This is a genomic window from Sphingomonas sp. 1185, assembly GCF_040544655.1.
Classification (GTDB): domain Bacteria; phylum Pseudomonadota; class Alphaproteobacteria; order Sphingomonadales; family Sphingomonadaceae; genus Sphingomonas.
On record NZ_JBEPKL010000001.1, the window covers coordinates 215,089 to 236,283 of the forward strand.

A 21,195-nucleotide genomic window follows, 5' to 3' on the forward strand; every position below is an offset into this window, starting at 1 on the left:
CTTGAGAATTGGCCGCATAGCGGCCGAGTGGGATCAGTCGGCGGCGGACAGCAGGTCCGCGACATGCGCTTGCGCTGCGGTGTGATCGCTTTCGCCGAGCCAGACGGAGAGATGGTCGCTGAGGACGGCGGCGATGCTGTGTCCGACCGGATTCAGTGCAGAGAAGCGTCGTATGACGAGGCGGAAGGTGGCGATCGCATCGACTTGCACTTGCCCCTCGATCTCGCTGATGTCCGACCGCAGCCAGGCGGCGAAGCGGCGCCCTCGATCGACCTGGGCATGGAGAATGTTCATGTTCGCGCAGGCCTGCGCGAAGGTCAGCCGTTTGTCGTCGTGGCTGGCGGTCAAATTCAAGGCATATTGTTGACCGCATCCCGCAAGCGCGCGGATGCAGGGCGACCATCTGGCACCGGGCAGGCGCTCGAGAAGCGCCGCGTCATCATCCAGGCCATATCCGGCAATGGTTGCCCCATCGCGGAGCAGCTGTTCGTCGAGCCATGTCAGGAGCCACTCTGCGGGATCAGAAGGCTGGAGGACGCAGCGGTCGAGGGCAAAGTGAATGTCTGGACCGTGCAGTTCAGCGGTCAGGATGGCAGCACCGATGGGGATCTGGCGGTCGACGCCCAGGCGATGACCGATATCGAGCCGGGCGACGCTCAGGGCCGTGATGATAGGTGAAGGAAGCATAGGCAATGTGCTCCAGGCACGCGCCATAGGCCCCAGACTGCGTGAAACGGCTGGGGTGAGGACGCGCAGATGGTGGGGGATGACCGGCAGAACCGGTCGACGACGAAGATCCTGACGAGAGTCGAACCGGCGGATGCCAGCTCTGTTTTTCCCTTCTCTCAGAACCTTCGCTTCATCCGTCCGTACGGATCAGCGCCACCAGCGCCCCTTTTCCATGCCAGCGGCATGGATGTGCCCCTTCGGACTGTCGCAATTCGTTAAGGTTTGGCCTATAGCCTGAGGCGGTTCGCGGATTTTGTCTGCGAACCGGGGCGTAGGAACCCCGTAGTGAAAGCCGGTCGCAAGACCAACAAACGGTCGCAAAAGCTCTTTGTGACCGGGTGGCGGACATGCATGTCCAGAGCCGCCCGGCTTAAAGATGTCCGCGCCTGTTTCACTACAGGTTCCTAACATCCGGTCTCCAGGGCCGGCACCCCGCCATTTCACGGGGTGCCGCCGGCTGTCCGGCGCGCATCCCCATCGGGGGATAATATGGTTGGGATACGGGGGATTAGGGCAGCGTCGGCCAGCATGCTGGCGATGACGATCGCCGCCTGCGGGGGTGGCGGCGCGATCAGCAGTTCGGGCAGCATAGCGACGCCACCGCCGACTGGCGGCTCGACGCCGACGCCCAGTCCATCACCGACGCCTGCGCCGACACCGACACCGACGCCCGCGCCGACGCCATCGCCAAGTCCGACACCGTCGCCAACGCCGTCGCCGAGCCCAACGCCCTCGCCGTCTCCGACGCCTTCACCCACACCCACACCCACGCCGACACCGGCCCCCACGCCAACGCCGACGCCGACGCCGCCGGTCTATTCGACGCCGGTGCCGCCACCGCCGGGCTATGTCATCACGCCATCGGACCGCCAGCCGATCCGCTCGGTCAACGACACGCCCGAGTTCCGCCGCAACTACGGTGCGAACGAGTTCATGAATGCGCTCTACGCGCTCGACAGCGGGCACACCGGTCAGGGTGTCACCGTCGCGGTGGTCGACGATGGCGTGATGAACGTGAACGGCGAGCTCGACGGCCGCATCGACCAGACGCTTTCCAAGGACTTCGGCTATATCGTGGCCGCCGACGGCACCCGGACCAAGCGCAACGAGCTGGGCAGCGCAGCGTCGGACCACGGTACGGCGGTCGCCAACATCATCGCCGCCCGCATCAACGGCAACGCGACTGTTGGTTATGCCCCGTCGGCGACGATCGTCGCGCTGCGGGTCGCCGACTGGGACGAGAAGACGCAAGGGGAGATCTTGTGGCACACCGACGAGGCCATCCGCTATGCGGCGGACAAGGGCATCAAGATCGTCAGTTCATCGCTGGTCGGTGGCAGCGCGAGCTGGACCGCAGCAACGGAAAGGCTGGCGACGACCGGCGGGCTGCTGGTCAACTCGACCGGCAATTACGGCGCTCCCGATCCCCACAATAGCCAGTGGATCACCGCCGACAATCGCAAGGCACTTTTGTTCGTCGGCGCGCTCAGCCCGGCGCTGAATCAATACGAAATCGAGGCCTATTCCAATCGGGCGGGGTCGATGAAGGACCGCACCGTCGTTGCGGTCGGCGCCAATGTGACGACGCTGGTCGACGGCACGGTCGGTGTCTTCTCCGGCACCAGTTCGGCGGCGCCTGTGGTCGCAGGCCTCGCTGCCGACATCCTGTCCAAATGGCCGCAGCTGAGCGGCCAGCAGGCGGGCGACGTCATCCTGAAGACCGCCAAGGACATCGGTGCGCCGGGACCGGACGAGGTATTCGGCATGGGTCTGATCGACTTCCAGGCGGCGCTGTCGCCGGTCAATCCGACGCTGTCGAACGGATCGACCCAGACCAGCGTCGCCAAGTCGGTGATGATGGTGCCGACGGCGGTCGGCACCGCTGCGATCCAGACGGCGCTGTCGCATGTCACAGTGCTCGACGCCTATGGCCGCGACTTTGCGGGTTCGGTCGCCGCGCTCGTCGTCCAGCCGCAGGTCATGGCCGACCGCCGGATCGAGCGGCGGGTCCAGCAGATGGGACGACAGGCGAGCTTGTCACTCGGCGGCTTCAGCGGGACGATGGGCTTTACCAGCACCCGCTTCGGCCCAGGACAGGATCAGGTCCGTGCCGAAGCGACGGCGGGCACCTTCGGTTACACTGACGGGATAACCGGGGTGCATGCGGCGTGGAACGGTGCCGACATGCTCCAGGCCGATGTCATGGGTCTGGCGCCCTTCGCCGATGGCGTGCTCGCCTATGCCCCGCAGGCCGCGACCAGCCTCGGCGTCGACCGGGCGGTCGGTGGCGGACGGCTCGGGCTGACCATGGCGGCGGGGCGAGCCAGCGGGAGTGCCGCGCAGGCGCTGACGCTGGGCTGGAGCCGGGGTGGCCTCGATCTGCGCGCCTCGTTCATCGACGAGGACGGCACGCTGATGGGTATGCCGACCGGCAGCGGCGCTCTGCGGCTGGGACGCGGTGCCCGCACCGTCATTGTCGAGGTGCATCACCGCATCGGTGTGACCGATGGCTGGGCGCTGGAGGGCTATGGCTCGCTGGGCGTGACCCGGCTGAAGATTGACACCGCCTCGCTCGTCACCGGCGCCACCCCGATCCTCGGCAGCCGGATCGGCGTGCAGGCAACCGGTGCTGTGCCCGGCGGTCTGCTGACGCTCGGAATCGCGCAGCCGCTCGCCATCGAGGCGGGCGCGGCGGAACTGACGCTGGGCACCGGCTACGACCTTGCCAGCCGTTCGGTCATGTACGGCGTCACCCGCGCCAGCCTTGCGGGGCGACGCCGTGTCCAGCTGACCGCCGGTTACGTCAGCCGCACCGCCATGCCGCTTCGCCTCGGCGTCATGCACGACGTCACCGACGGCTCCGTCGCCGCGCTCGTCGGCTGGCACACCGGCTTCTGATCCGACTAATTCAAGGGAGACACACATGCGTTTGACCATTGCACTCGTCATCGGGCTGGCCGCCGTGCCCGCCGCCGCCCAGCGGGCACCGATCACCAAGTTGCTCGACAAGATCCCATCCGTCTTCGGCAACGGGCCGAAGCAGCCTGCCATCACCATGCCGACCACGCCGGTGATCGTCGGCCTGACCCGCGCTGCCGATCGCAGCGTTGCCGGTGATCCGGTCACCTTCGATCTTGGCGGCTTTCGCCTCGGCATGAGCGAGGCGGAGGTGACCGCTGTCGCGACATCCCGTCGATTGGTCACCAAGGGCGCGACCCGCTTCGTTGATTTTGAAAGCGAGGTACGCGGTGCGATCAATATCGCGGGTGGCGCTGGTGGAGCCCCGACCCGACGCAGCGTGCTCGGCGAGGCGACGCTTCAGGACGACGCGGGCGGGCGATATACGCTACGAATGCTCGTCTGGCCGGATGGGGCGCATTTGTCCGGGATCACCTATATCGCGCCACAAGGTACGGCGGTCGCCGAATGGCGGCAGATGCTCGTCACCAAATGGGGCACGCCCCATCAGGAGAGCAGCCGTGACACCTTCTCCGCGCGTTGGGGGAAAGCCGGGCTGGATGGCTACCACGCCGACGCCGATGTCGGACCTCGTGGCGGTACGGTCGGCATCGGTTCACCCGATGGATCATCCCAACGGCCAGCCGCTCTGGTGGCACAAGCGACTGACGCCTTCATTGCCTCTCGTGCCAAAAAGCCGGTGCTGTGATGGGCGCGATCCTGAAGGGGACGATGCACATCCGTCCAATTGTCGCAGCCGCCGCACTTCTGGCGCTGACCGCCTGCGGCCAGGGACCGGGTGACGCCGCCCGTGTCGCGATGGAGGCGGCCGGGCGCGGTCAGACCGCCGAGGCGCTCGAACGCATTGATCCGGAGATCAAAGCGACCGCCGGGATTTTCATCACGCCAATGCTGCAAGACAAGGCTATGAAAGCCAGGGCAAAGGGCGGCGTAACGTCGGTCGAGGTCGAGAAGGTCGACGAGACGGACGGGGATCACGCCGTGGTGACCACCGTCACCCGCTTTGGCGATGGATCGACACAGACCGACACCGGCAAGGTACGCCGCATCGATGGCAAGTGGTACATTACGATGTAGAATGGAGGCGTGTGGGGTTCGATCGTCTCCCCATGGCGGGTGGATGGAGGAAAGGTATCGCCCTCATCCACGGGCCGGCCGCGTCGATCAGGACTGCTTAACGAACAGGCGTTCGAATGCCTGTTTGCAGCGGCGGACCCCGTCCTCGGTCAGCGCCACCGACTTCGCCTTGCTGGCCGGATCAGTGATCAGCCCCTGCTCGTGAAGGCGGTCAAGTGCCGACCAATCATACGTCTTCCACGCACGCCATGTCGAATGACCGGCACCATCCCGGTGTAGAGTGAGGTAAAGCAGCGCCAGCACGGCTTCGTCGATGCGATCGGTATCAACGGGCGGTATGGACATGACCTATCCCCTCACAATTTGATCCGAAAGGGTGCCCCGCCGATATCGGATCGGTCAATCCTTCCGCCATCAGCAGAGGCGTGGCTGGCGTGACGCGGCCATGGCGAACCCCGTCACCGGATATGTGGGGACGGACCCGATCGGCCGGCGACACGCTGTACATACCGCCGGTTTTCGGTCGCCTGCGCTGTCGCCTCCGCCAGTAGTGAGGGAGCCAGCCGAGCCAGTTCGGCCGCCGCCACCTTGTCGGCCAAGGCCACCGCCGCGCGCCGGTTGCGTTCACCGATGGTGATGGCGCTGCCGGGCCGGAGATTGGCGTCATGCGCCTCCTGCCAACGGACGACGAGCGGATGGGTGGTAACGGGCGGCACGACCGACGCATGCTCGACCATCTCTGCCGCTGCGGGAGCCGTGATATCCGGCTCCTTCAATGGGACTGGCGTTGATAAAGATGCGGGCGGGGTCGTGGCCTCGATCGGCGGATGTGGACACTCGGTCGCCGACGGTGACACAATGGTGGGCTGCGGGGCAATTGGTGCCGTCTGCTTTTCCTGCGACTGACGGATACCCTCCAGCCGGCGCTGCACATCTGCTGACTGCAATGCCTCTGGGGTGATTCCCAGACGAGCCGCATCGGTATCGCGAAGGACAAGCCCCTCGTCTTGCTGCCGAACCGGGATACCAGTACGCGAAATTTCGTCGATCGCGCGGTGGACCTGCGATGGCGCCTTTCCTGCCCTCGCTCGGCGCTCCAGGCCCTTGTTGCGGGCCTCACGCAGTCGATCCTGGACACTGGGGTCGGCGATATAGCACCTAAAACCGTCCTGAAGGGTCCCGTCACGGTGGGCCAATATCCATTTGCCGCTGGGGTCGTCGGGAATGGTGAGAATGCCGGGAGCGGCTTTTACGGCCTCGACGATATCGGCGATCAGCCGGTTCTGCCGGTCGCGGATCAGGTTCAGCTTCTTTACCTGCTCCGGTGATGCCAGATCGAGCATGCGCCGATCCAGATCGTTGATTTTAAGCGGCTCGGTTCGACCGTCGCGGCGCGTGATACGGCGCCGCAAAATCTCGATGCGCGCCAGCCAGTCGTCAACTTCGGCGCTGGATTGGACTTTTGCTGCAACCGGCACCTCGGCCGATGGCGCGGGAGTCGATCCAGGCTCGGTCGTCGGGGTCGGCGGGGCAGTCGCGTCTTCCATCGGCTGGGGCTGGCTGACGGTTTGTTTCGCCGGGGCGGCAACGGTCACCGAGGTTTCGATTGCGGCTTGGGCGCGCCGCCAGATCGCGGTGTCATGCAGGACCTGTAATTCCATCTCGATCCGCTGGCGGGCGATTTGGGCATCGGCCATTAGCGACACTGCGAATTTGACGTCGGGCGCGGCGGCCTTTTCAAGGTCGTCGAGATAGGCGTGTGCCTCCCGCTCACGCTGCTTGAAAGACTGGTAGCGCGGGTGATCCGAAGGGTCTTTGCCTTTCGCTTGCAGCTTGCCGGCGAGGTCGTCGGCATGGCCGCGCATCTTCTCGGCGGTTTGATCCGCATTGCTGCGCGCCATGGGATGGAAAATCGATAAAAGTACATCAGCGGTCCGCTCCTCCGCGCGCCGCTCCGTCAGTTCGCGTTCAAGGTCCGCGAGCGTGGCGCGGTCCTTTGGCCTTTCGCCGATTATGGCACGCAGGTCCGCCACCCGGTCAGTGTCGGCCTTCTCTACCTCGTCATGCCGCTTGAGTAACGCAGCCATCCGCGCCCGCCAGCCCTTACTCGCGTTTTCGACATCCTTTGCGGGGGCGGCGCCACATGCCGCGAGGAACGCCGGTTTGCGAGTAAGGTGCTGCTGCGGCTCGGCCTCGATCCCCATGGCTTCGTACGAGCGCGGATCATAGCGCCGCCGTGATCCGATCGCCTCCAGTTCCACGTTCACCGCAGCGGCGAAGCGCGTCCGCATGTACATCGGCCAGTCCTTGTGACGGACCTCGGCGCATTTCTTTTGGCGATATGGATAGGTCTGTCGGCGATTACGGGATTTGGTGCGCTTTTCCTCCACGATGGCGAAGTCCCATTGACCATCGATCTGCTCGCAAGGCCTGTCATGATAGAGCAGGTGGAAATGCCAGTTGCGCTGATGGTTCGCAGCTGTCGGTGCGTGCAGCGCGATATAGCAGCGCAGGTGACGGCGTTCGAACTCGTGCTTCAACGTTTTCAGGACCCTCTGACAGCCGTCGAGGTCGAGGTCGGCTGGCAACTCGCCGGTGATCCGGCGTTGAGCAATGCCACCACGCCCCTTGCGTAGGTGGACCAGTCCGTTGGGGTCATGCTTTTTCAACCAGCTGGCACAATCGGCGATGTCGGCTTCCACCTGGAAGGGGTGCGTCCTGCTCGGCGACGCGCTGGTTATTTTCCCCGCTTTCTCGACCCGGTACGCCTCCGGATCGGCCATGATCCGCTCGAGCGCGGTCTTGAGCGCTGACGGGATGTCTGGCTCCTGCATCATGACGGCCAACATCACTGGATCAAACCGCTCGGCCAGACAGATGCCGTCGGGATGGCCGCTGTCCTCATGGGCGAGCACGGTGGCGAAGAAGGCGCCCGCATCGCCGATGATGTTGGTCTCAATTATCGCCGCCCCTTCTCCGTCTCGCGCGAGGGCTGCGTCACGTGTCACGTAGGCAACATGCGCGACGGCGTCATGAACCTCATTCGGCTCAGTAGTCGCTACGGCTTCCTCGCGTGTCACATAGTCGACATGACCGACCGGATCGGCGGGAAGGCCGTCATTGGTGCGGCATGCCCCATCGACCCCCTTGGTCACGCTGGTCAGCGCGAAGTGAAACGACTGGTGCCCATCAGCGGTAACGAATCGGCCGATTGGAGGCCGTGGCATATGGAAACGCGCAGGCGGCAGGTCACGGGATGGGCGCGCCGCCCGCTCGACTACGACCTGGCGTTTGGGTTCCTCGACCCGACGGCGTCGCCGAAGGCCCATGATGTCGGTTTCGCGCCCGGTAATGTCATCATCGGCCAGGCGCGAGCGGTATCGCCCGATGGCCGCCTGAGCGCGGGCAACCTTGGCCGAGTCCATTGCGGCCGACGGTTCGAAGTTAAAAGTGAACTGCGATGTCATGGTGGGTAGTGTCCACCGAATACTATCGACGCACAATAGAAATTGTGAATGACATGCGTCTCCACAGTTTATAGGATGAACTGGAAAAGTTCTACGGCTCATTGCCGCCACCGTCGATGACGACGGTGATTATCGCGAAGCGACCGCTCGCCAGAGCATCCCCTTTATCGGGTGTACTGCATACCCGATAAAGGAATTGCGCAACTTATATCTTCTGGGGCTGTGTTCCCAGAAAATGGGTTTGGAATTCGGCTCAATCCGAGTTTTAGGGGAAATGCGGATGGAGGTTTGGCAAGGATCGTGGGGAAATCCTTGCCGACTGACCTTTGGCGAGATCGCTATCCGCCAATAGCAGGTTCCGGGACACCTGCGGACATGAATGGCAAGGTTCGGTTTACGATCCTTGCCTATCTTTGCGGGCCAGCCGTCATGGCGATGGCGACGACGCGAGGTCCCGAATGCTGGATGACGACGCAGCCCTTTGGCGATTTGCACCTGACACGCTGCTCAAGGCCCTGGTCCTGGCGTGCGAAGAGCATGGCGACCGGGTGGAAGCCGAGATCGACGCGCTGATCCAGCGGGGCGATCGCAAGGCCGCGCGGCAGCCCTGGGGCACCAGCACGACCGCGAGTGCGCTCAAAGACCCTCAGCCGGCGATCTACCGACTGCGCAATGAGCTGGTATCCGAGCTTCCCGCGACATTAGGCAAGCTGCTGCGCCTGGCCCAGCTGGAGCAGCAGCGACAGTATGTCGAGCGGTCGACGAAGAAGACGAAATCACCCGCGGACGAACTTGCCGCAGATCTGCCAGCGAGGATCAAGGCAGCGCTCGCCCGCGAGCGCAAGGCCGACATGCCGGCGGCCACGCTTTTCCATGCTGCATTCACGCGAGCGCGTGAAGCGGGTTTGGTTGAACATGACGACGTTTCGGTATCGCCGATGGCTGACGAAACCGACGGAGCGCTTGGCGCGCTGACGACGGGATTCGTCCTGCCGCCGGCCGATTTCGAACGGTCCGGCCGGCCGATCCCGCGCCCATATTGGGACGCGGTCCGGGCCTATCCCTTTCACTGCCCACTCGATCTACCCGTTGGCGACGGGACGGAATTCGAGTGGGAGGATGATCCCATGCCGCGCTTCGGCGACTATGACCTGATGATCGCGCGGGACGCGAAATTCGCCTTTTGGGCGAATGAGGCGCGGCGACGCTTCACCAACCTGTCGATGCATGTCCGGATGATGCGGGACATCCCACGCGATGCCGAAGAGGAGACGCGGCAATGGGCCGACCGCGCCTATGCAAGGATCGTCGCCCAGACCGGCGCGGACATGCCCGACCACGACTTGTCGCGGCTGATCGATCGGGATTACGACATCCTTCAGGACGACGAACGCTGCCGCATCTGGTGGCACTGGGCAGAGCGGCATTGGGCAATCAACGGCTACCTGTCCCAATGCCACGACTACCACTTGGCGGACGATCCGTTCGACGACGACCTCATCAACGGCTGGCTTTTTCTGCTGGTCGGCCGGCATGTGACGGATGAGTGGCTGCAACCCGAATGGCTGCGGGCGCGGCTGTTCGATTGGCGAGTGCTCCCGCTGTTTGCGTCCCCCGTGCCGGCGGTTCGATATCTGGTTCCCAGGACCGCACTTGTGCCGGAGGAAATGGTACCTCCACCGGCACAATGACCTTGCTTTGACCTAATTCGGGGTAGTCGCTGCTGACGGCTGGCAGGGCGCCGATCAGCTCTTCTTGCGTGACGCACACCCGACCGATGACCCGGTCCGCGAACGCTCTTCCAGCGGCAGCAGGGCGAGCGGCGCGCGCGCGAGGTGCGCCGTGACGTTCGGCGTCGCCTCGCACATCAGCGCGAGCCGCTTTTCGAGGATCGCGGCACCGCCTTTGGCGAACCACGCCTTGCTGTAGTTGCGCGGCCCCGTGCCCTTGCGGGCATGGCCCATGATGTCGTCGACGTGGATCTGCTTGGCGCGCGAATCCTCCAGCGCGCTGCCCCCGGCGGTGCGCATCGAGTGGAGATCGGCGCGCTTACCCGACGCGGTGCGGAGGAGCGGCGTGATCCTGTCGACATGGTCGAGCAGATAGCGGCCGCACGTCGCGTAGAACCGGACGCCGCCGCGCTTGGCCAGATCCCCGCGATAGAGTTCGGGAAACAGCATCTTATGCCCTTCGGCCTCGATCGCCGCCACATAGTCCTCGAAGCCGAGGCGCAGGAGTTCTGGATGCAGCGGGATGACGCGATAGCGCGACGGGCGCTTGAGCCCTGCCGCCGTGACCCCGTCCTTGCTCTTCGTCATGTTCGCCTTGACGAGAAGGAAGGGCGTGCTGACGTCGAAGATGACCTCGACGCATTCCAGCCCGCAGGCTTCCTCGCGGCTCATGAAGGTATAGGCCAGCAGCAGCGGCACCCAATAGGCGGCGTCCTGCCAGACCGTCGCGTTTGGATCGTTCTTCAGCCGCCGCTTGCATGCGCCGCCGCCGGTGTAGATGGGGCTGGAGAAGGCACAGACCAGCTGCTCTTCGGTCCACGGCATCCGATCCGTCTCGCCTGGAATTGCTTTGATCGAGGTGGTGAAGGCGTTGAAGTCGACGATCAGGTCCTTACCGAATTTCGGTCGCCACGCGGTCTTGGCCAATTCGCGCGAGAAGCGCGCCATGATCGTCAGGTCACGATTGAAGGTGCGGTCGCTGCGCGGGGTCTTGGCTGGCATCGCCTTGACCTCGGCGAGGACGTCGGCGAGTGGACGGGACATGGCGCCCTCGGTTGCCGTTCCCCAGCGGAAATCGACCGGCAGGTTTCTCAAAGTCTCGGCGAAAAGCTGGGCGTCGGCCGGACCGTAATCGCAGAGGCGTTTGTCGCCACTGATCCAGGCGAAGCCATGGATGACGCGGCGACGCTGCTCCATGTCTGCGTTCCAGTCGCCCGATCCGCGGATGGACGCGATGGTCGGCTCGATGATCTCGCTGAAACGCCGGGTATCCGGCATAAGAAACAGGGAACTGGCGGGAGCCGCGTAGGGATCGCCATCGACAGCGGAACCCAGGTCAGCCGGTGTCTGATGGCCAGCGCTCCCTCGACGGATTGCCGCGACGACGACGTCGTCGAGCAACGCCGCGAATGGATCGCCCTGTCGGACGACGAGCGGATGGCCCGCGAAGGTCGCGCGCGCCTGCGCCTCAGCCCGGGCCAGAAGAAGCTGGACCCGCGCATCGCCGATCGTCCGTTTGGTCACCGGTGCCGAGAGTTGGTGCAGCAGATGCTCGGCGTCCTGCCGGGCGCTTCGGTGCGGCGCGAGCGATCTCAGCATGAGCACGACGGCGGCGCGGTCCTGCGCGGAGAAGCCGTCGGTCAGCTCGTCGATCAGGTCGGATGGAGCGCTATCGGCATCGGCCGGCAGGCAGGCAGCGATCCGATAGGTCGCCTCCAGGACGCGGAGTGGACGACGGTCGAGCCCCGCCGCCATGCCGCCGTCGAGCCGAGAGGCCATCGCCAGCCCCAGTTCCTCGTCCAGACCCGCCCGGAACACGCTCTCCAACTCGCCCGCTTTCAGAAAGCCGCAACCGGCACGATCGAACATCTGCATCGTCAACACCTCCCATTTCGCCGAGAGCCGGGTGGCGAGACGACGTGCCTCGGCCGGATCTGCGGTGGCCAAAGGGACCGTTATAGGACGGTTGACGATTTTCCGCAGGTACAGCCTGCGGCGATAGTGATAGCGCGCGCCGCGCCGCCACAGATAGGAAATCGAGGCCACATCCACGTCTCGCCCGGACGCCGGCGCGGACCTCTCATGCGGGCGGACGATACCATCGTGTGCACAGCTTGGTGCACAATCCGGTGTCCCGCGAGGCGCGGCCGGACGCCGGAATGGCGGATTTATGTGGGTTCAGCGCGAATGTGGAGCGGGTGAAGGGAATCGAACCCTCGTCGTAAGCTTGGGAAGCTTCTGCTCTACCATTGAGCTACACCCGCATCGCGTCGTGTTTACTGGAAAAACCGCGCTTTGCCGTTCGTCGTCCCAACTTCTGTTCCGTTGGAATTCCGACATGGTGTAAGCCCACTATAAAAGTGCGCCTCCCTTGGCAAGCACCCAGATGCCGTTTTCTTCATTCCGTCATTGCGCGGCGGTACCGGTTTCGTCACGCCGCCCCGCCTTGGCGGGTGGATTGCGCTTCGGTAGGGTGCGCAGATAGAGGATGCGCACGACGCACAGGGCCAGTGCGGTCCCGACAGCCGAAATGCCTGCGCCGATCAGGCCGAACAGCCACAGGCTGAGTGAACTCAGGAGCACCGTCAGCAAGACGCCGCCGACATTGGTGATGGCATAGACGCGATCCTTGCCCGCGCTGGTCAGTCCGACGCTCAGCAAGTCGCCACAGGCTCGCAGGACCGCCGCGATCAGCATGAGGATCAGCAACGGGCGGGCCACCGGGAAGCGCCCCGGCGGCGCGAAGCGGATGATCGCCTCGGTCGCCAGGAAGATCACGACGCTCAGGACGGCCGCGAACGCCAGGACCTTGAGAACCTCGCGACGCAACGCCGCCAGCCACTCCTCCATTCCGCGCTGGCGCAGCACCAGCACCATCCGGGGCAATGCCAGCTGGACGACCGCGGTGCTCAACAACGTGTAGAGCGCATTGGTGATCGACCAGTAGAAGCTGTAGATGCCGGTCGCCGCGAGCCCCAGCATGGCGTTCAGGATGAAACGATCGGCATAGCTGAGGCCGACCAGCCCCAGGTCGCTGAGGTAGATATACCATCCGTTACGAATGCGCAGCCACATCCCCGCGCGGTCGAGCCGCTTGGAAAGCGCGGCGCGCACCGGCCAGTGGCGCAGAAAGACGAACAGCAGGGCGATCGCCATGAAATGACTGACGATCCAGCTCGCGAAGACGGTTTCCAGATTGCGGAACGTCGGCGACACCATGCCCAGCCCCACCGCCACCGGAATCCAGAGGGCAGACCGCACAAGGACCAGAATATTGGCCTGCAAGGCCATCTGAAGCCCGACCAGCGGCATATACACGTCAAGCGCCAAGGTTTCGAGCCACAGGAGCGCGAGGATCAGCATATAGACGGTCGAAACCCCGCCGGTCTGCGCGACGATCACGGGAATGGCGACGGCCGTGCCCAGGGCCAGCGACACCAAGGTCACGGTCAGGCGATCGCGCACCAGCGGCGCGGCGCCATCCGGGGTCATGCCGACGACATCGCGGGACACGAAATAGTTCAGTCCCCAACCCAGCAGGGCGGGCACGATGCCGATCGCGCCGATCGCCAGGCCATAGACGCCGGCCGCCTCCAGTCCGAGATAGCTGACCACATAGAAGGACAGCGCGAAGCGGAAGAACAGCGTTGCCGCACGGATTCCCATGCTGACGAAACCGCTGCGCATCAGGCGAGAAAGGAGTGCGGCCATTCGTTCGGGACCTATCCTGTTTCTGCCGTCCTGACCACGGGGATTGCACTCCGGGACATGACGTTCGGGCGTGAAGGGCCACTGTCTCGCAGACGGGCCGCTGGCCGGACCGGGACGTTGATGCAGCGCAGCATGATGTCCCAATGCGGGAAGAGGGTGCCGCTGCGCAAGGGTTAAAAAAGGGACAATCTGTCCCTCAAATAATGGCGATCAGCATATACCCCGGCATATTGCATGCGCTAAGGCATTTGACGGAATGGGTTTCGTCGCACAGCGGAGGCAGGCCCGTCTTGTGGTGTTACGAAGCGGGAGAGTGAACTCTGATGCGTTCCCAACGGGTCGATTCACTACAGGTCCTGCGCTTCGTCGCAGCATTCCTGGTCTTGTGCGGTCACGCGCAGCAGGCGCTGGTCAAGCTGACCGCCCCCCCCCCCCGCCCCTGGTCGGTCATTCCCCTCGATTGGGGTCTGGGCGTCGACATCTTCTTCGTCATCTCGGGTTTCGTCATGTATTATATGATGCATGATCGGTTCGGGGTGCCGGGCGTCGCCGCCGACTTCTTGCGCCGCCGGGTCATTCGGGTGGTGCCGCTCTATTACCTGTTCACCACGCTGACCCTGGTCATGGGGCTGGTGCTGCATGTGCCGCTGCCCAGCACGATACGGATCGTCTTCTCCTACCTGTTCCTGCCGGGGCCGACCTGCGACCTCTATTGCACGCCGCTGCTGACGCTGGGCTGGACGCTCAATTACGAGATGATGTTCTATCTGGTGTTTGCCGCGGGATTGATGCTGCCTTATCGACGGGGATTGACGCTGATCGTCGGCATTCTGCTGCTCCTGATCGCAATCGCCGCGCCCACGCCGCCCGATTGGCGCATGATCCGTTTCTGGGGCCTGCCGATCACCCTGGAGTTCGTGGCGGGCATGGGCGTGGCGCATATGTTCCTGCGCGGTATGGCGATTCCCCGCGCCCTGGCATGGACGATGGTCGGCGCCGGATTTGCACTGGCGGTGCTGTTCTACCAAATCGGGGCCTATGACACGATCGGCCGACCCTTTACCGGGGGGCTGCCCGCCGTGATGATCGTCACCGCTTCGGTCCTGGGGCTCGAGCCGCGGCGGCGGACGCGCTGGATAGGCTGGCTGATCGCGGGCGGGAACGCGTCCTATGCGCTGTATCTTTCCCACCCGTTCGCGATCCATGTCGGCGAGATCCTGGACGCGCGGCTGGGACTGTCGGCGCGGTCGCCGGCGCTGTTCCTGGCGATGGTCATTCTCGGCGCCTTGATCGGATCGGCGATCGTTCATGTCGGTATCGAAAAACCGATGCTGCGATGGCTGAACCGTCGCTGGAGCCGCGAAGGCAGCACCGGGCGGGGCGACGGCCAGCCTGCCCCCGGCCGATCGGGCATCATCGTAAAAGCTGAAACGGGAGTTCGGTAAATGGCGACGACCATCGGCGAAATCCTGCCAGCACGGCGCTGGCGTTCCGCCCCATCGCGCAAGACGACCGAGGCGCCGATCATCGGCGAGCGGGCCTATCTGCTGATCCTGGCGGTGGCGTTCATGTTCTTCTTCCGGGATACGCTGACCAGCTCGCTGCGCTATTACCTGTCGCTGGCTCACCTGAGCGCGGCCTGGTTCATCCCCGACCTGTTCAGCCTGTTCATCTTCTTCTATTTCGCATGGCGCGTCGCATGGCAGCGCCGGTCGCCCTATGCGATCCTGCTCACCTGTTCCTTCCTGTTCTCGACGATCGTCGGCCTCGTGTTCATGCAGTCGACGGTGTTCGCCTTCGTGTCGTCGATCAAGCTGTTCCTGCCCTTCTTCGTGGGGGCGGTCATGGTCGATCGCTCGCTGACGGCAACGCGGCCCGCGCGGTGGGCGCTCACCGCCCTGTTCGTCGCGTCCACCATCGGCCTGCTGATATCCCCCTATGTGGATTTTCCCTGGCTGGGACAGAATCTCGACAATTTCGGCGCGGTCAAACAGGTCGGCAAAATCTGGTGGACGGGCGGCAAAATCCGGTACGGGGGATTCGCCGGAGAATCGACCATGGCCGCCTATATGGCGGTGGTCCCCTATATCGTCATGCACCGCCATTTTCCGCGAATGGTCAACTTCGCGCTGTGGATCCCGCTCTATATCGCGGTGGAGCTTTCGACGAGCAAAACCGCTCTGTTGACCCTCATCGCTTTCTCTGCGATTTATATTGCGGTAGAAATTCAAAGGGATCGCGAACTGCGGGTCGCCCAGTTTCTGGCTCGCGCCTCCTATCTGACCATTCCAATCCCGTTCATCCTGATGCCGCTGATGGGCGGGATGGACCTGACGAAGATCAGCCCCGTCCTTTTCAGCATGCAGGACCGGATCAGCCGCACATGGATCTTCCCCTTCACCTGGCTGGCGGAAAACGCACCGGCGGCGATCTTTGCCGGGTGCGGCCTGGGCTGTTTCACCTATCCGATGGAATATACCAAATTAGGTTATCTTATTGTTCCAGTTGACAATTTCTACGTAGCAACCTTTATCATGATGGGGCTGCCGTTTTTGGTTTTCGTCATCGGGTCCTATTTCACGATCGGCAAGAATCAAAGTATCGAAAAGCTTTTGTTGCTGACCACGCTGAATTTTTATGCGGTCACGGTGCAATGTTACGGTCCTTCGACTGCAACCTTGTTCCTGGGATATGCGTTTAGCAATATGTTCATCAGCGGTGACAGATGGAAAAGGAGTTGGCGTGGTTCTGGTAAGGCTGATACCTCTTCGGATTTTGCCGGACAGACGTAGTATGTATTTCCGGCGGCGAGCCGATTGATGCAAAAGCCGCGACTTGACTGGATCGACGCCGGGCGTGGATTTTGTGGCGTGGGCGTGGTTTTATACCATGTCTGCGACTGGTTTTCCGAATTCTCGCCCGACCGTTTCCTGCTGCAAGATGTCGCGCTGGCATTGGCGCCTCTTCGGATGCCCTTGTTCTTCCTGATCTCGGGCATCCTGTCGCAGAACATCCACAAGGCTCCGGTCGAGAAGCGCGATGCCCGCATCGTCGGCCTGTTGTTCATCTACCTCTTCTGGTCCTGCATATTATTCTCGCGCAGCTTCCTGATCACGCTGGCGACCGGGGAGACGGCCCCGACGGTCGGTGAGTTCCTCACCGCTCTGGCCATTCCGACCATCTACTGGTTCCTGCTGTGCCTGCCGCTGTTCAACGTGCTGATCATCCTGTGCAAGAACCGGATTGGGCCTCATCCCTGGCCGGTGCTCCTCGTCGCACTGGCGATGGCGCTGCTATCCAATGTCGCGCAACAGCGTGTCGAACCGATGGTGACGAACACGTTCGGGCACGTCCAGGTCGGACCGATCCTGTTCAATTTCATCTGGTTCGCGCTGGGGGCCTATTTTGGCGAGATCTACAAGCGGATCGTTCAGCAGGCGAACGGGATGCGGCTGCTCATGACGGGCCTGTTGTGCGCGCTCGTCATCTGGGCGAGCTGGGGGTCCGACGCCGCCGGCGTTCGGCTTATCAAGTCCGTACTATTGCTGTGGTTCTTCGCCAATTTGCTGGGGATGATCCCCGGCCGACTGGCGATCATGCGGATTTTCAAATCGGTCGGCAAACAGACCCTGCCGCTCTACATCTTCCACATTCTGATCATCGCCGGGGTCGGCGGACTGATCCGCATCATGGCGCCGCCGCTGGACGCGATCCATCAATCGTCGATCGTGGCGAACGGAGTCATCCTCGGGGTCACCGTCTTCCTCACGGTGATATGCGTGGTGGCGGGCCAGTGGTTGAGCAACAGCCGATTTTCCTGGCTGATCGTGCCGCGCTATTGGGGGCGGGCCCCGCGAGCGGAAAGGCGGGAAGCCGTTTAGGCCCCCGCCCCATCCCCTACCGCTCCCGCGCCGCTTCGGATACGTCGCGGCTGACCGGGTCGATCAGATATTCGATCAGGCGCCGCTGACCGGTGCGGATGTCCGCCGTGGCGCTCAGGCCCGGCGTTAGCGGCACCTGACGCCCATCCACCCCGATCGTCCGGCGGTCGAGCGCGATGCGGGCCAGATAATAGGGCGCGCTTTTCTCCTCGGTCACCGCATCGCGGCTGACCGACAGGATATGGCCCGGCACCGTGCCGTAGCGGGTGAAGGGATAGGCCTCCAGCTTCACCGCGACCGACTGGCCCGCCCGGACGAAGCCGATGTCGCGGTTGAGGAGCTTGGCCTCCACCGTGACCTGTCCGTTGGGCACCACGACCATCAACGGCCGGACCGATTCGACCACGCCGCCCAGCGTATGGACGCTCAGCTGCTGCACCGTGCCGTCGACCGGCGCGGTCAGGCGCTGCATCCGGCTGTGCTGGCGCGCCTTGGTCAGTTCCTCGCGGCGCTGCATCGCCTCGGTCTGCGCCTTGGACAGGTCGGACAGCGCGATTTGGCGCGCCTGCTCGCGCGAACGGGCCAGTTCCTCGGCATAGCGCCCGGCTTCCGACAGGCCGCGTGAGCGCTGCGCTGCGGCGACGTTGCGGTTGCCCGCCTCGGCCCGCTGCTGGCGCTGCATCTCGAGCACGCGCATGCCCGACGCATAGCCGCGCTGGGCCAGCGTCTCGACCGCCTGGACCTGCCGGTCGAGCAGCGGCTGGTTGGCGGCATAGGTCCGCATCTGCTGCGCCGCCGCCTCGGCATCCGACAAAGCGGAGCGCCGCGCCGCCGCCAGGCCAGCCTCGGTCGCGCGAGCACCGGCGATCTGCGCGGCGACCAGGCGGCGCTGGGTCGCCGCGACATCGGCGGGCGTCCCCTCGGGCGCGGTGAAGACCCCAGCCCCACCGCTCAGGCCGTTGACGATCGCGGCATTGCGCGCGACATCGATCTCGGCCGCGAGCAGCGCCTGGCGCGCCTGTGCCTCGTCGGCGCTCGACAGCGTCGGGTCCAGGTCGACGAGCGGCTGGCCGCGCCGGACCACATCGCCCTCATGCACCCAGATGCGCCGGACGATGCCGCCGGTCGCCGACTGGACGAGCTTGACCGACTCCGCCGGGACCGTCCGCCCCTGTGCCGAGGCGACGACATCGACCTTGCCCAGCACCAGCCAGCCGCCGGTCAGCGCCAGACCGCCCATCAGCAGCCAGGCGGTGATCCGCGCGGTCGGCGATACCGGCCGCTCGATCACCTCCAGCGCGGCGGGCAGGAAGCTGTGTTCGAGAGGACGGGCCGCCCCGCGCCGTTCGGCACGATCCTCGGACCATGCGGTGCGAAAGAGCGCCCAGTTCTGCGCCAGCGTGCTCATGATGCAATTCCATACAGGACGCCCATCTGGCGTCGGTGAAGATCGGCATAGCGCCCGCCGGTGGCGAGCAGTTCGTCATGCGAGCCCGTCTCGACCAGCCGCCCGCGTTCCAGCGCGACGATGCGGTCGCACTGGCGGATCGCGGACAGGCGGTGGGCGATGATGATGACCGTACGACCGGCCGCCATGCGCTTGAGATTGGTTTGGATGATCTCCTCGCTCTCGGCGTCGAGCGCGGAGGTCGCCTCGTCGAAGATCAGGATGCGCGGACGGTTGATCAGCGCGCGGGCGATGGCGAGCCGCTGACGCTGGCCACCCGACAGGTTGGCACCGCGCTCCTCGATCATGGTGTCATAGCCTTGCGGCAGTCGCGTGATGAACTCGTGCGCCCCTGCCAGCTCGGCGGCCTCCATCACCCGCTCCATCGGCAGCGCGGGGTTGGCGAGCGCGATATTCTCGCGCACCGTGCGGTTGAACAGGATATTCTCCTGCAACACCACGCCGATCTGCCGCCGCAGCCAGGCCGGATCGATCTGCGCGACGTCGGTGCCGTCGATCAGGACGCGCCCCCCCGCCGGGACATAGAGCCGCTGGAGCAGCTTGGTCAGCGTCGACTTGCCCGAGCCCGACGACCCGACGATGCCCAGCGTCGAGCCCGCCGGAATGGCCAGGTCGATATCCTCCAGCGTCCAGGGGCCGTCATCGCCATAGCGGAAGCGAACCCGCTCGAACCGGATGTCGCCACGGATCGATGGAAGCGCGGTCTGGCTGCCGCTGCCCGGCTCGACCCGGTGGTTGAGCACGTCGCCCAGCCGGTCGACCGCTATGCGGACCTGCTGGAACTCCTGCCATAGCTGCGCCATGCGGATGACCGGACCCGACACGCGCTGCGCGAACATGTTGAAGGCGACGAGCGCGCCGACCGTCATGTCCTGCGCGATCACCGCCTGCGCCCCGAAATAGAGGATGGCGGCCAGGTTCAGCTTGGAGATCAGCTGGATCGCCTGCGACCCGCTATTGCCCAGGTCGATGACGCGCTGGTTGGCGGCGGAATAGCCCGCCAGCTTGCGCTCCCAATTGTCCTGCCATTGCGGCTCGACCGCAGCGGCCTTGACCGTCTGGATGCCCGCGATCGTCTCGACCAGAAGGGCGTTGTTGGCCGCGCCACGCTCGAACTTGTCGTCCAGCCGGTTGCGCAGCGGCCCCGTCACCAGCACCGCGACCGCGATATAGGCGGGGATCGCGATGATGCTGATCAGGAACAGCTTGATCGAATAGAGCGCCATTACCGCCAGGAAGACCAGCGCAAAGGCCGGGTCGATCAGTACGGTCAGCGAGGCGTTGGTCAGGAATTCGCGGATCGTCTCCAGCTGACGGACGCGCGCGGCGGTGTCGCCGACGCGGCGCTGCTCGAAATAACCGAGCGGCAGGCGCAGCAGATGACGGAACAGCCGCGCGCCCAGCTCGACATCGATCTTCTGGCTGGTTTCGGAATAGAGCCGGGTGCGCAGCCAGCCGAACGCGGTTTCCCAGAAGGACACCGCGACGAAGCCGATCGCCAGCACCGCCAGCGTCGACATGGTGCCATGGACCAGCACCTTGTCCACCACCGTCTGGAAGAACAGGGGCGCCGCCAGGCCCAGCAGGTTGAGCGCCAGCGTCAGCAGCAGCACCTCGCCGATCAGCCGCCGATAGCGGACGATCTGCGGAATAAACCAGGAAATGTCGAAACCGCGCTGGTTGAGGCGTGCGCTTTCGCGCGTGGCGATCAGGACCAGTTCGCCCGACCACATCGCCTCGAACTCGGCGCGGCCGATCTTCACGACCGGCGCCCCGGCCCGCTGGACCAATAGCTCGTCGCCCTGCATCCGGCCGATCAGGAACCAGCCCTCCGGGCCGTTGCCCAGCACGGGCAAGGGCATCCGGCCCAGCTCCGCCCAGTCGGCACGGCGCGTCTTGGCGCGTACGCCGTCCATGCCATTGGCCAGCCGGACCAGATCGTCCCCGGTCAGGCTGTGGAAATGCCCCAGGCCGTGGCGAAGCTGCTCGGGCTCGACCGCGATGCGATGGATGGCCAATAGCGCGGCGAGCGCCGTCAGCCCGCTATCGTCACGAATAGTTTTGAAATCCACTGTCGACCGTCCACCCGCTCATGGCTTGCCGGAACCGGCGGGCGGCGGGGTGCCGCCCTGTCCGGGCTTCCGACGGTCGGA

Annotated in this window: 15 protein-coding genes and 1 tRNA gene; 7 read left to right on the plus strand and 9 right to left on the minus strand. The window is 64.5% G+C overall.

Annotation, left to right across the window (positions count from 1 at the left end; all coding sequences use genetic code 11):
* Positions 1 to 33 precede the first annotated feature (33 nt).
* Both ABIC44_RS00970 and ABIC44_RS00975 read right to left on the minus strand, forming a co-directional pair.
* Positions 34 to 714: a hypothetical protein gene (locus tag ABIC44_RS00970; protein ID WP_354293113.1), complete on the minus strand. Its 681-nt coding sequence runs from the start codon at positions 712 to 714 to the stop codon at positions 34 to 36.
* Positions 715 to 1,169: 455 nt separating this feature from the next.
* Complete coding sequence (locus ABIC44_RS00975; RefSeq protein ID WP_354293114.1) at positions 1,170 to 1,487, minus strand: hypothetical protein; 318 nt, start codon at positions 1,485 to 1,487, stop codon at positions 1,170 to 1,172.
* A gap of 70 nt (positions 1,488 to 1,557) precedes the next feature.
* On the opposite strand from ABIC44_RS00975, the gene ABIC44_RS00980 reads away from it, so the two are divergent.
* From ABIC44_RS00980 to ABIC44_RS00990, 3 genes are read left to right on the plus strand one after another with little or no spacing between them, the layout of a single operon-like run.
* Positions 1,558 to 3,627 carry a S8 family serine peptidase gene (locus ABIC44_RS00980; protein WP_354293115.1) on the plus strand — a complete coding sequence of 690 codons (2,070 nt, stop codon included), beginning with the start codon at positions 1,558 to 1,560 and terminating at the stop codon, positions 3,625 to 3,627.
* 25 nt (positions 3,628 to 3,652) lie between these two features.
* A complete protein-coding gene (locus ABIC44_RS00985; RefSeq protein ID WP_354293116.1) occupies positions 3,653 to 4,396 on the plus strand; it encodes a hypothetical protein in 744 nt (247 codons plus the stop codon).
* A complete protein-coding gene (locus ABIC44_RS00990) occupies positions 4,396 to 4,785 on the plus strand; it encodes a DUF4878 domain-containing protein (RefSeq protein WP_354293117.1) in 390 nt (129 codons plus the stop codon). The genes ABIC44_RS00985 and ABIC44_RS00990 overlap by 1 nt, the downstream gene beginning before the upstream one ends.
* Positions 4,786 to 4,872: 87 nt before the next feature.
* Here ABIC44_RS00990 and ABIC44_RS00995 read toward each other — a convergent pair whose 3' ends face one another.
* Together ABIC44_RS00995 and ABIC44_RS01000 are read right to left on the minus strand one after the other, a co-directional pair.
* Positions 4,873 to 5,130 carry a DUF6429 family protein gene (locus ABIC44_RS00995; protein ID WP_354293118.1) on the minus strand — a complete coding sequence of 86 codons (258 nt, stop codon included), beginning with the start codon at positions 5,128 to 5,130 and terminating at the stop codon, positions 4,873 to 4,875.
* Positions 5,131 to 5,243: 113 nt separating this feature from the next.
* Positions 5,244 to 8,252, minus strand: a complete 3,009-nt coding sequence (locus ABIC44_RS01000) for a MobA/MobL family protein (protein WP_354293119.1) — start codon at positions 8,250 to 8,252, stop codon at positions 5,244 to 5,246.
* Between the two features lie 458 nt (positions 8,253 to 8,710).
* On the opposite strand from ABIC44_RS01000, the gene ABIC44_RS01005 reads away from it, so the two are divergent.
* On the plus strand, positions 8,711 to 9,943 hold the full coding sequence (locus ABIC44_RS01005) for a hypothetical protein (protein ID WP_354293121.1): 1,233 nt from the start codon (positions 8,711 to 8,713) through the stop codon (positions 9,941 to 9,943).
* A gap of 54 nt (positions 9,944 to 9,997) precedes the next feature.
* Here the strand turns inward: ABIC44_RS01005 and ABIC44_RS01010 are convergent, their stop codons facing one another.
* The 3 genes from ABIC44_RS01010 to ABIC44_RS01020 all read right to left on the minus strand — a co-directional run bounded on the left by ABIC44_RS01010 (position 9,998) and on the right by ABIC44_RS01020 (position 13,693).
* Positions 9,998 to 12,028, minus strand: a complete 2,031-nt coding sequence (locus tag ABIC44_RS01010; protein WP_354293122.1) for a DUF6538 domain-containing protein — start codon at positions 12,026 to 12,028, stop codon at positions 9,998 to 10,000.
* 144 nt (positions 12,029 to 12,172) lie between these two features.
* Positions 12,173 to 12,246, minus strand: a tRNA-Gly gene (locus ABIC44_RS01015).
* Positions 12,247 to 12,388: 142 nt separating this feature from the next.
* The gene (locus ABIC44_RS01020; protein ID WP_307099042.1) at positions 12,389 to 13,693 is read right to left on the minus strand and encodes a lipopolysaccharide biosynthesis protein; all 1,305 of its coding nucleotides are present in this window, start codon (positions 13,691 to 13,693) and stop codon (positions 12,389 to 12,391) included.
* Between the two features lie 323 nt (positions 13,694 to 14,016).
* Here ABIC44_RS01020 and ABIC44_RS01025 point away from each other — a divergent pair, with 323 nt between their 5' ends.
* From ABIC44_RS01025 to ABIC44_RS01035, 3 genes are read left to right on the plus strand one after another with little or no spacing between them, the layout of a single operon-like run.
* Entirely contained in the window at positions 14,017 to 15,138 is a 1,122-nt protein-coding gene (locus tag ABIC44_RS01025; protein ID WP_354293123.1) for an acyltransferase family protein, read from the plus strand.
* Positions 15,139 to 16,485 (plus strand): hypothetical protein, encoded by a 1,347-nt coding sequence (locus ABIC44_RS01030; RefSeq protein ID WP_354293124.1) that lies wholly within the window; start codon positions 15,139 to 15,141, stop codon positions 16,483 to 16,485.
* Positions 16,486 to 16,512: 27 nt separating this feature from the next.
* The gene (locus ABIC44_RS01035; protein ID WP_354293125.1) at positions 16,513 to 17,574 is read left to right on the plus strand and encodes an acyltransferase family protein; all 1,062 of its coding nucleotides are present in this window, start codon (positions 16,513 to 16,515) and stop codon (positions 17,572 to 17,574) included.
* Between the two features lie 16 nt (positions 17,575 to 17,590).
* Here ABIC44_RS01035 and ABIC44_RS01040 read toward each other — a convergent pair whose 3' ends face one another.
* Together ABIC44_RS01040 and ABIC44_RS01045 are read right to left on the minus strand one after the other, a co-directional pair.
* On the minus strand, positions 17,591 to 18,982 hold the full coding sequence (locus tag ABIC44_RS01040) for an HlyD family type I secretion periplasmic adaptor subunit (protein WP_354293127.1): 1,392 nt from the start codon (positions 18,980 to 18,982) through the stop codon (positions 17,591 to 17,593).
* A complete protein-coding gene (locus tag ABIC44_RS01045; RefSeq protein WP_354293128.1) occupies positions 18,979 to 21,114 on the minus strand; it encodes a type I secretion system permease/ATPase in 2,136 nt (711 codons plus the stop codon). The genes ABIC44_RS01040 and ABIC44_RS01045 overlap by 4 nt, the downstream gene beginning before the upstream one ends.
* Positions 21,115 to 21,195 lie beyond the last annotated feature (81 nt).

Coding starts and splice junctions, on each gene's coding strand:
- ABIC44_RS00970 (WP_354293113.1), bottom strand. CDS start 714: ATGGCGCGTGCCTGGAGCACATTGCCTATGCTTCCTTCACCTATCATC.
- ABIC44_RS00985 (WP_354293116.1), top strand. CDS start 3,653: ATGCGTTTGACCATTGCACTCGTCATCGGGCTGGCCGCCGTGCCCGCC.
- ABIC44_RS00990 (WP_354293117.1), top strand. CDS start 4,396: ATGGGCGCGATCCTGAAGGGGACGATGCACATCCGTCCAATTGTCGCA.
- ABIC44_RS00995 (WP_354293118.1), bottom strand. CDS start 5,130: ATGTCCATACCGCCCGTTGATACCGATCGCATCGACGAAGCCGTGCTG.
- ABIC44_RS01000 (WP_354293119.1), bottom strand. CDS start 8,252: ATGACATCGCAGTTCACTTTTAACTTCGAACCGTCGGCCGCAATGGAC.
- ABIC44_RS01005 (WP_354293121.1), top strand. CDS start 8,711: ATGCTGGATGACGACGCAGCCCTTTGGCGATTTGCACCTGACACGCTG.
- ABIC44_RS01020 (WP_307099042.1), bottom strand. CDS start 13,693: ATGGCCGCACTCCTTTCTCGCCTGATGCGCAGCGGTTTCGTCAGCATG.
- ABIC44_RS01025 (WP_354293123.1), top strand. CDS start 14,017: ATGCGTTCCCAACGGGTCGATTCACTACAGGTCCTGCGCTTCGTCGCA.
- ABIC44_RS01030 (WP_354293124.1), top strand. CDS start 15,139: ATGGCGACGACCATCGGCGAAATCCTGCCAGCACGGCGCTGGCGTTCC.
- ABIC44_RS01035 (WP_354293125.1), top strand. CDS start 16,513: ATGCAAAAGCCGCGACTTGACTGGATCGACGCCGGGCGTGGATTTTGT.
- ABIC44_RS01040 (WP_354293127.1), bottom strand. CDS start 18,982: ATGAGCACGCTGGCGCAGAACTGGGCGCTCTTTCGCACCGCATGGTCC.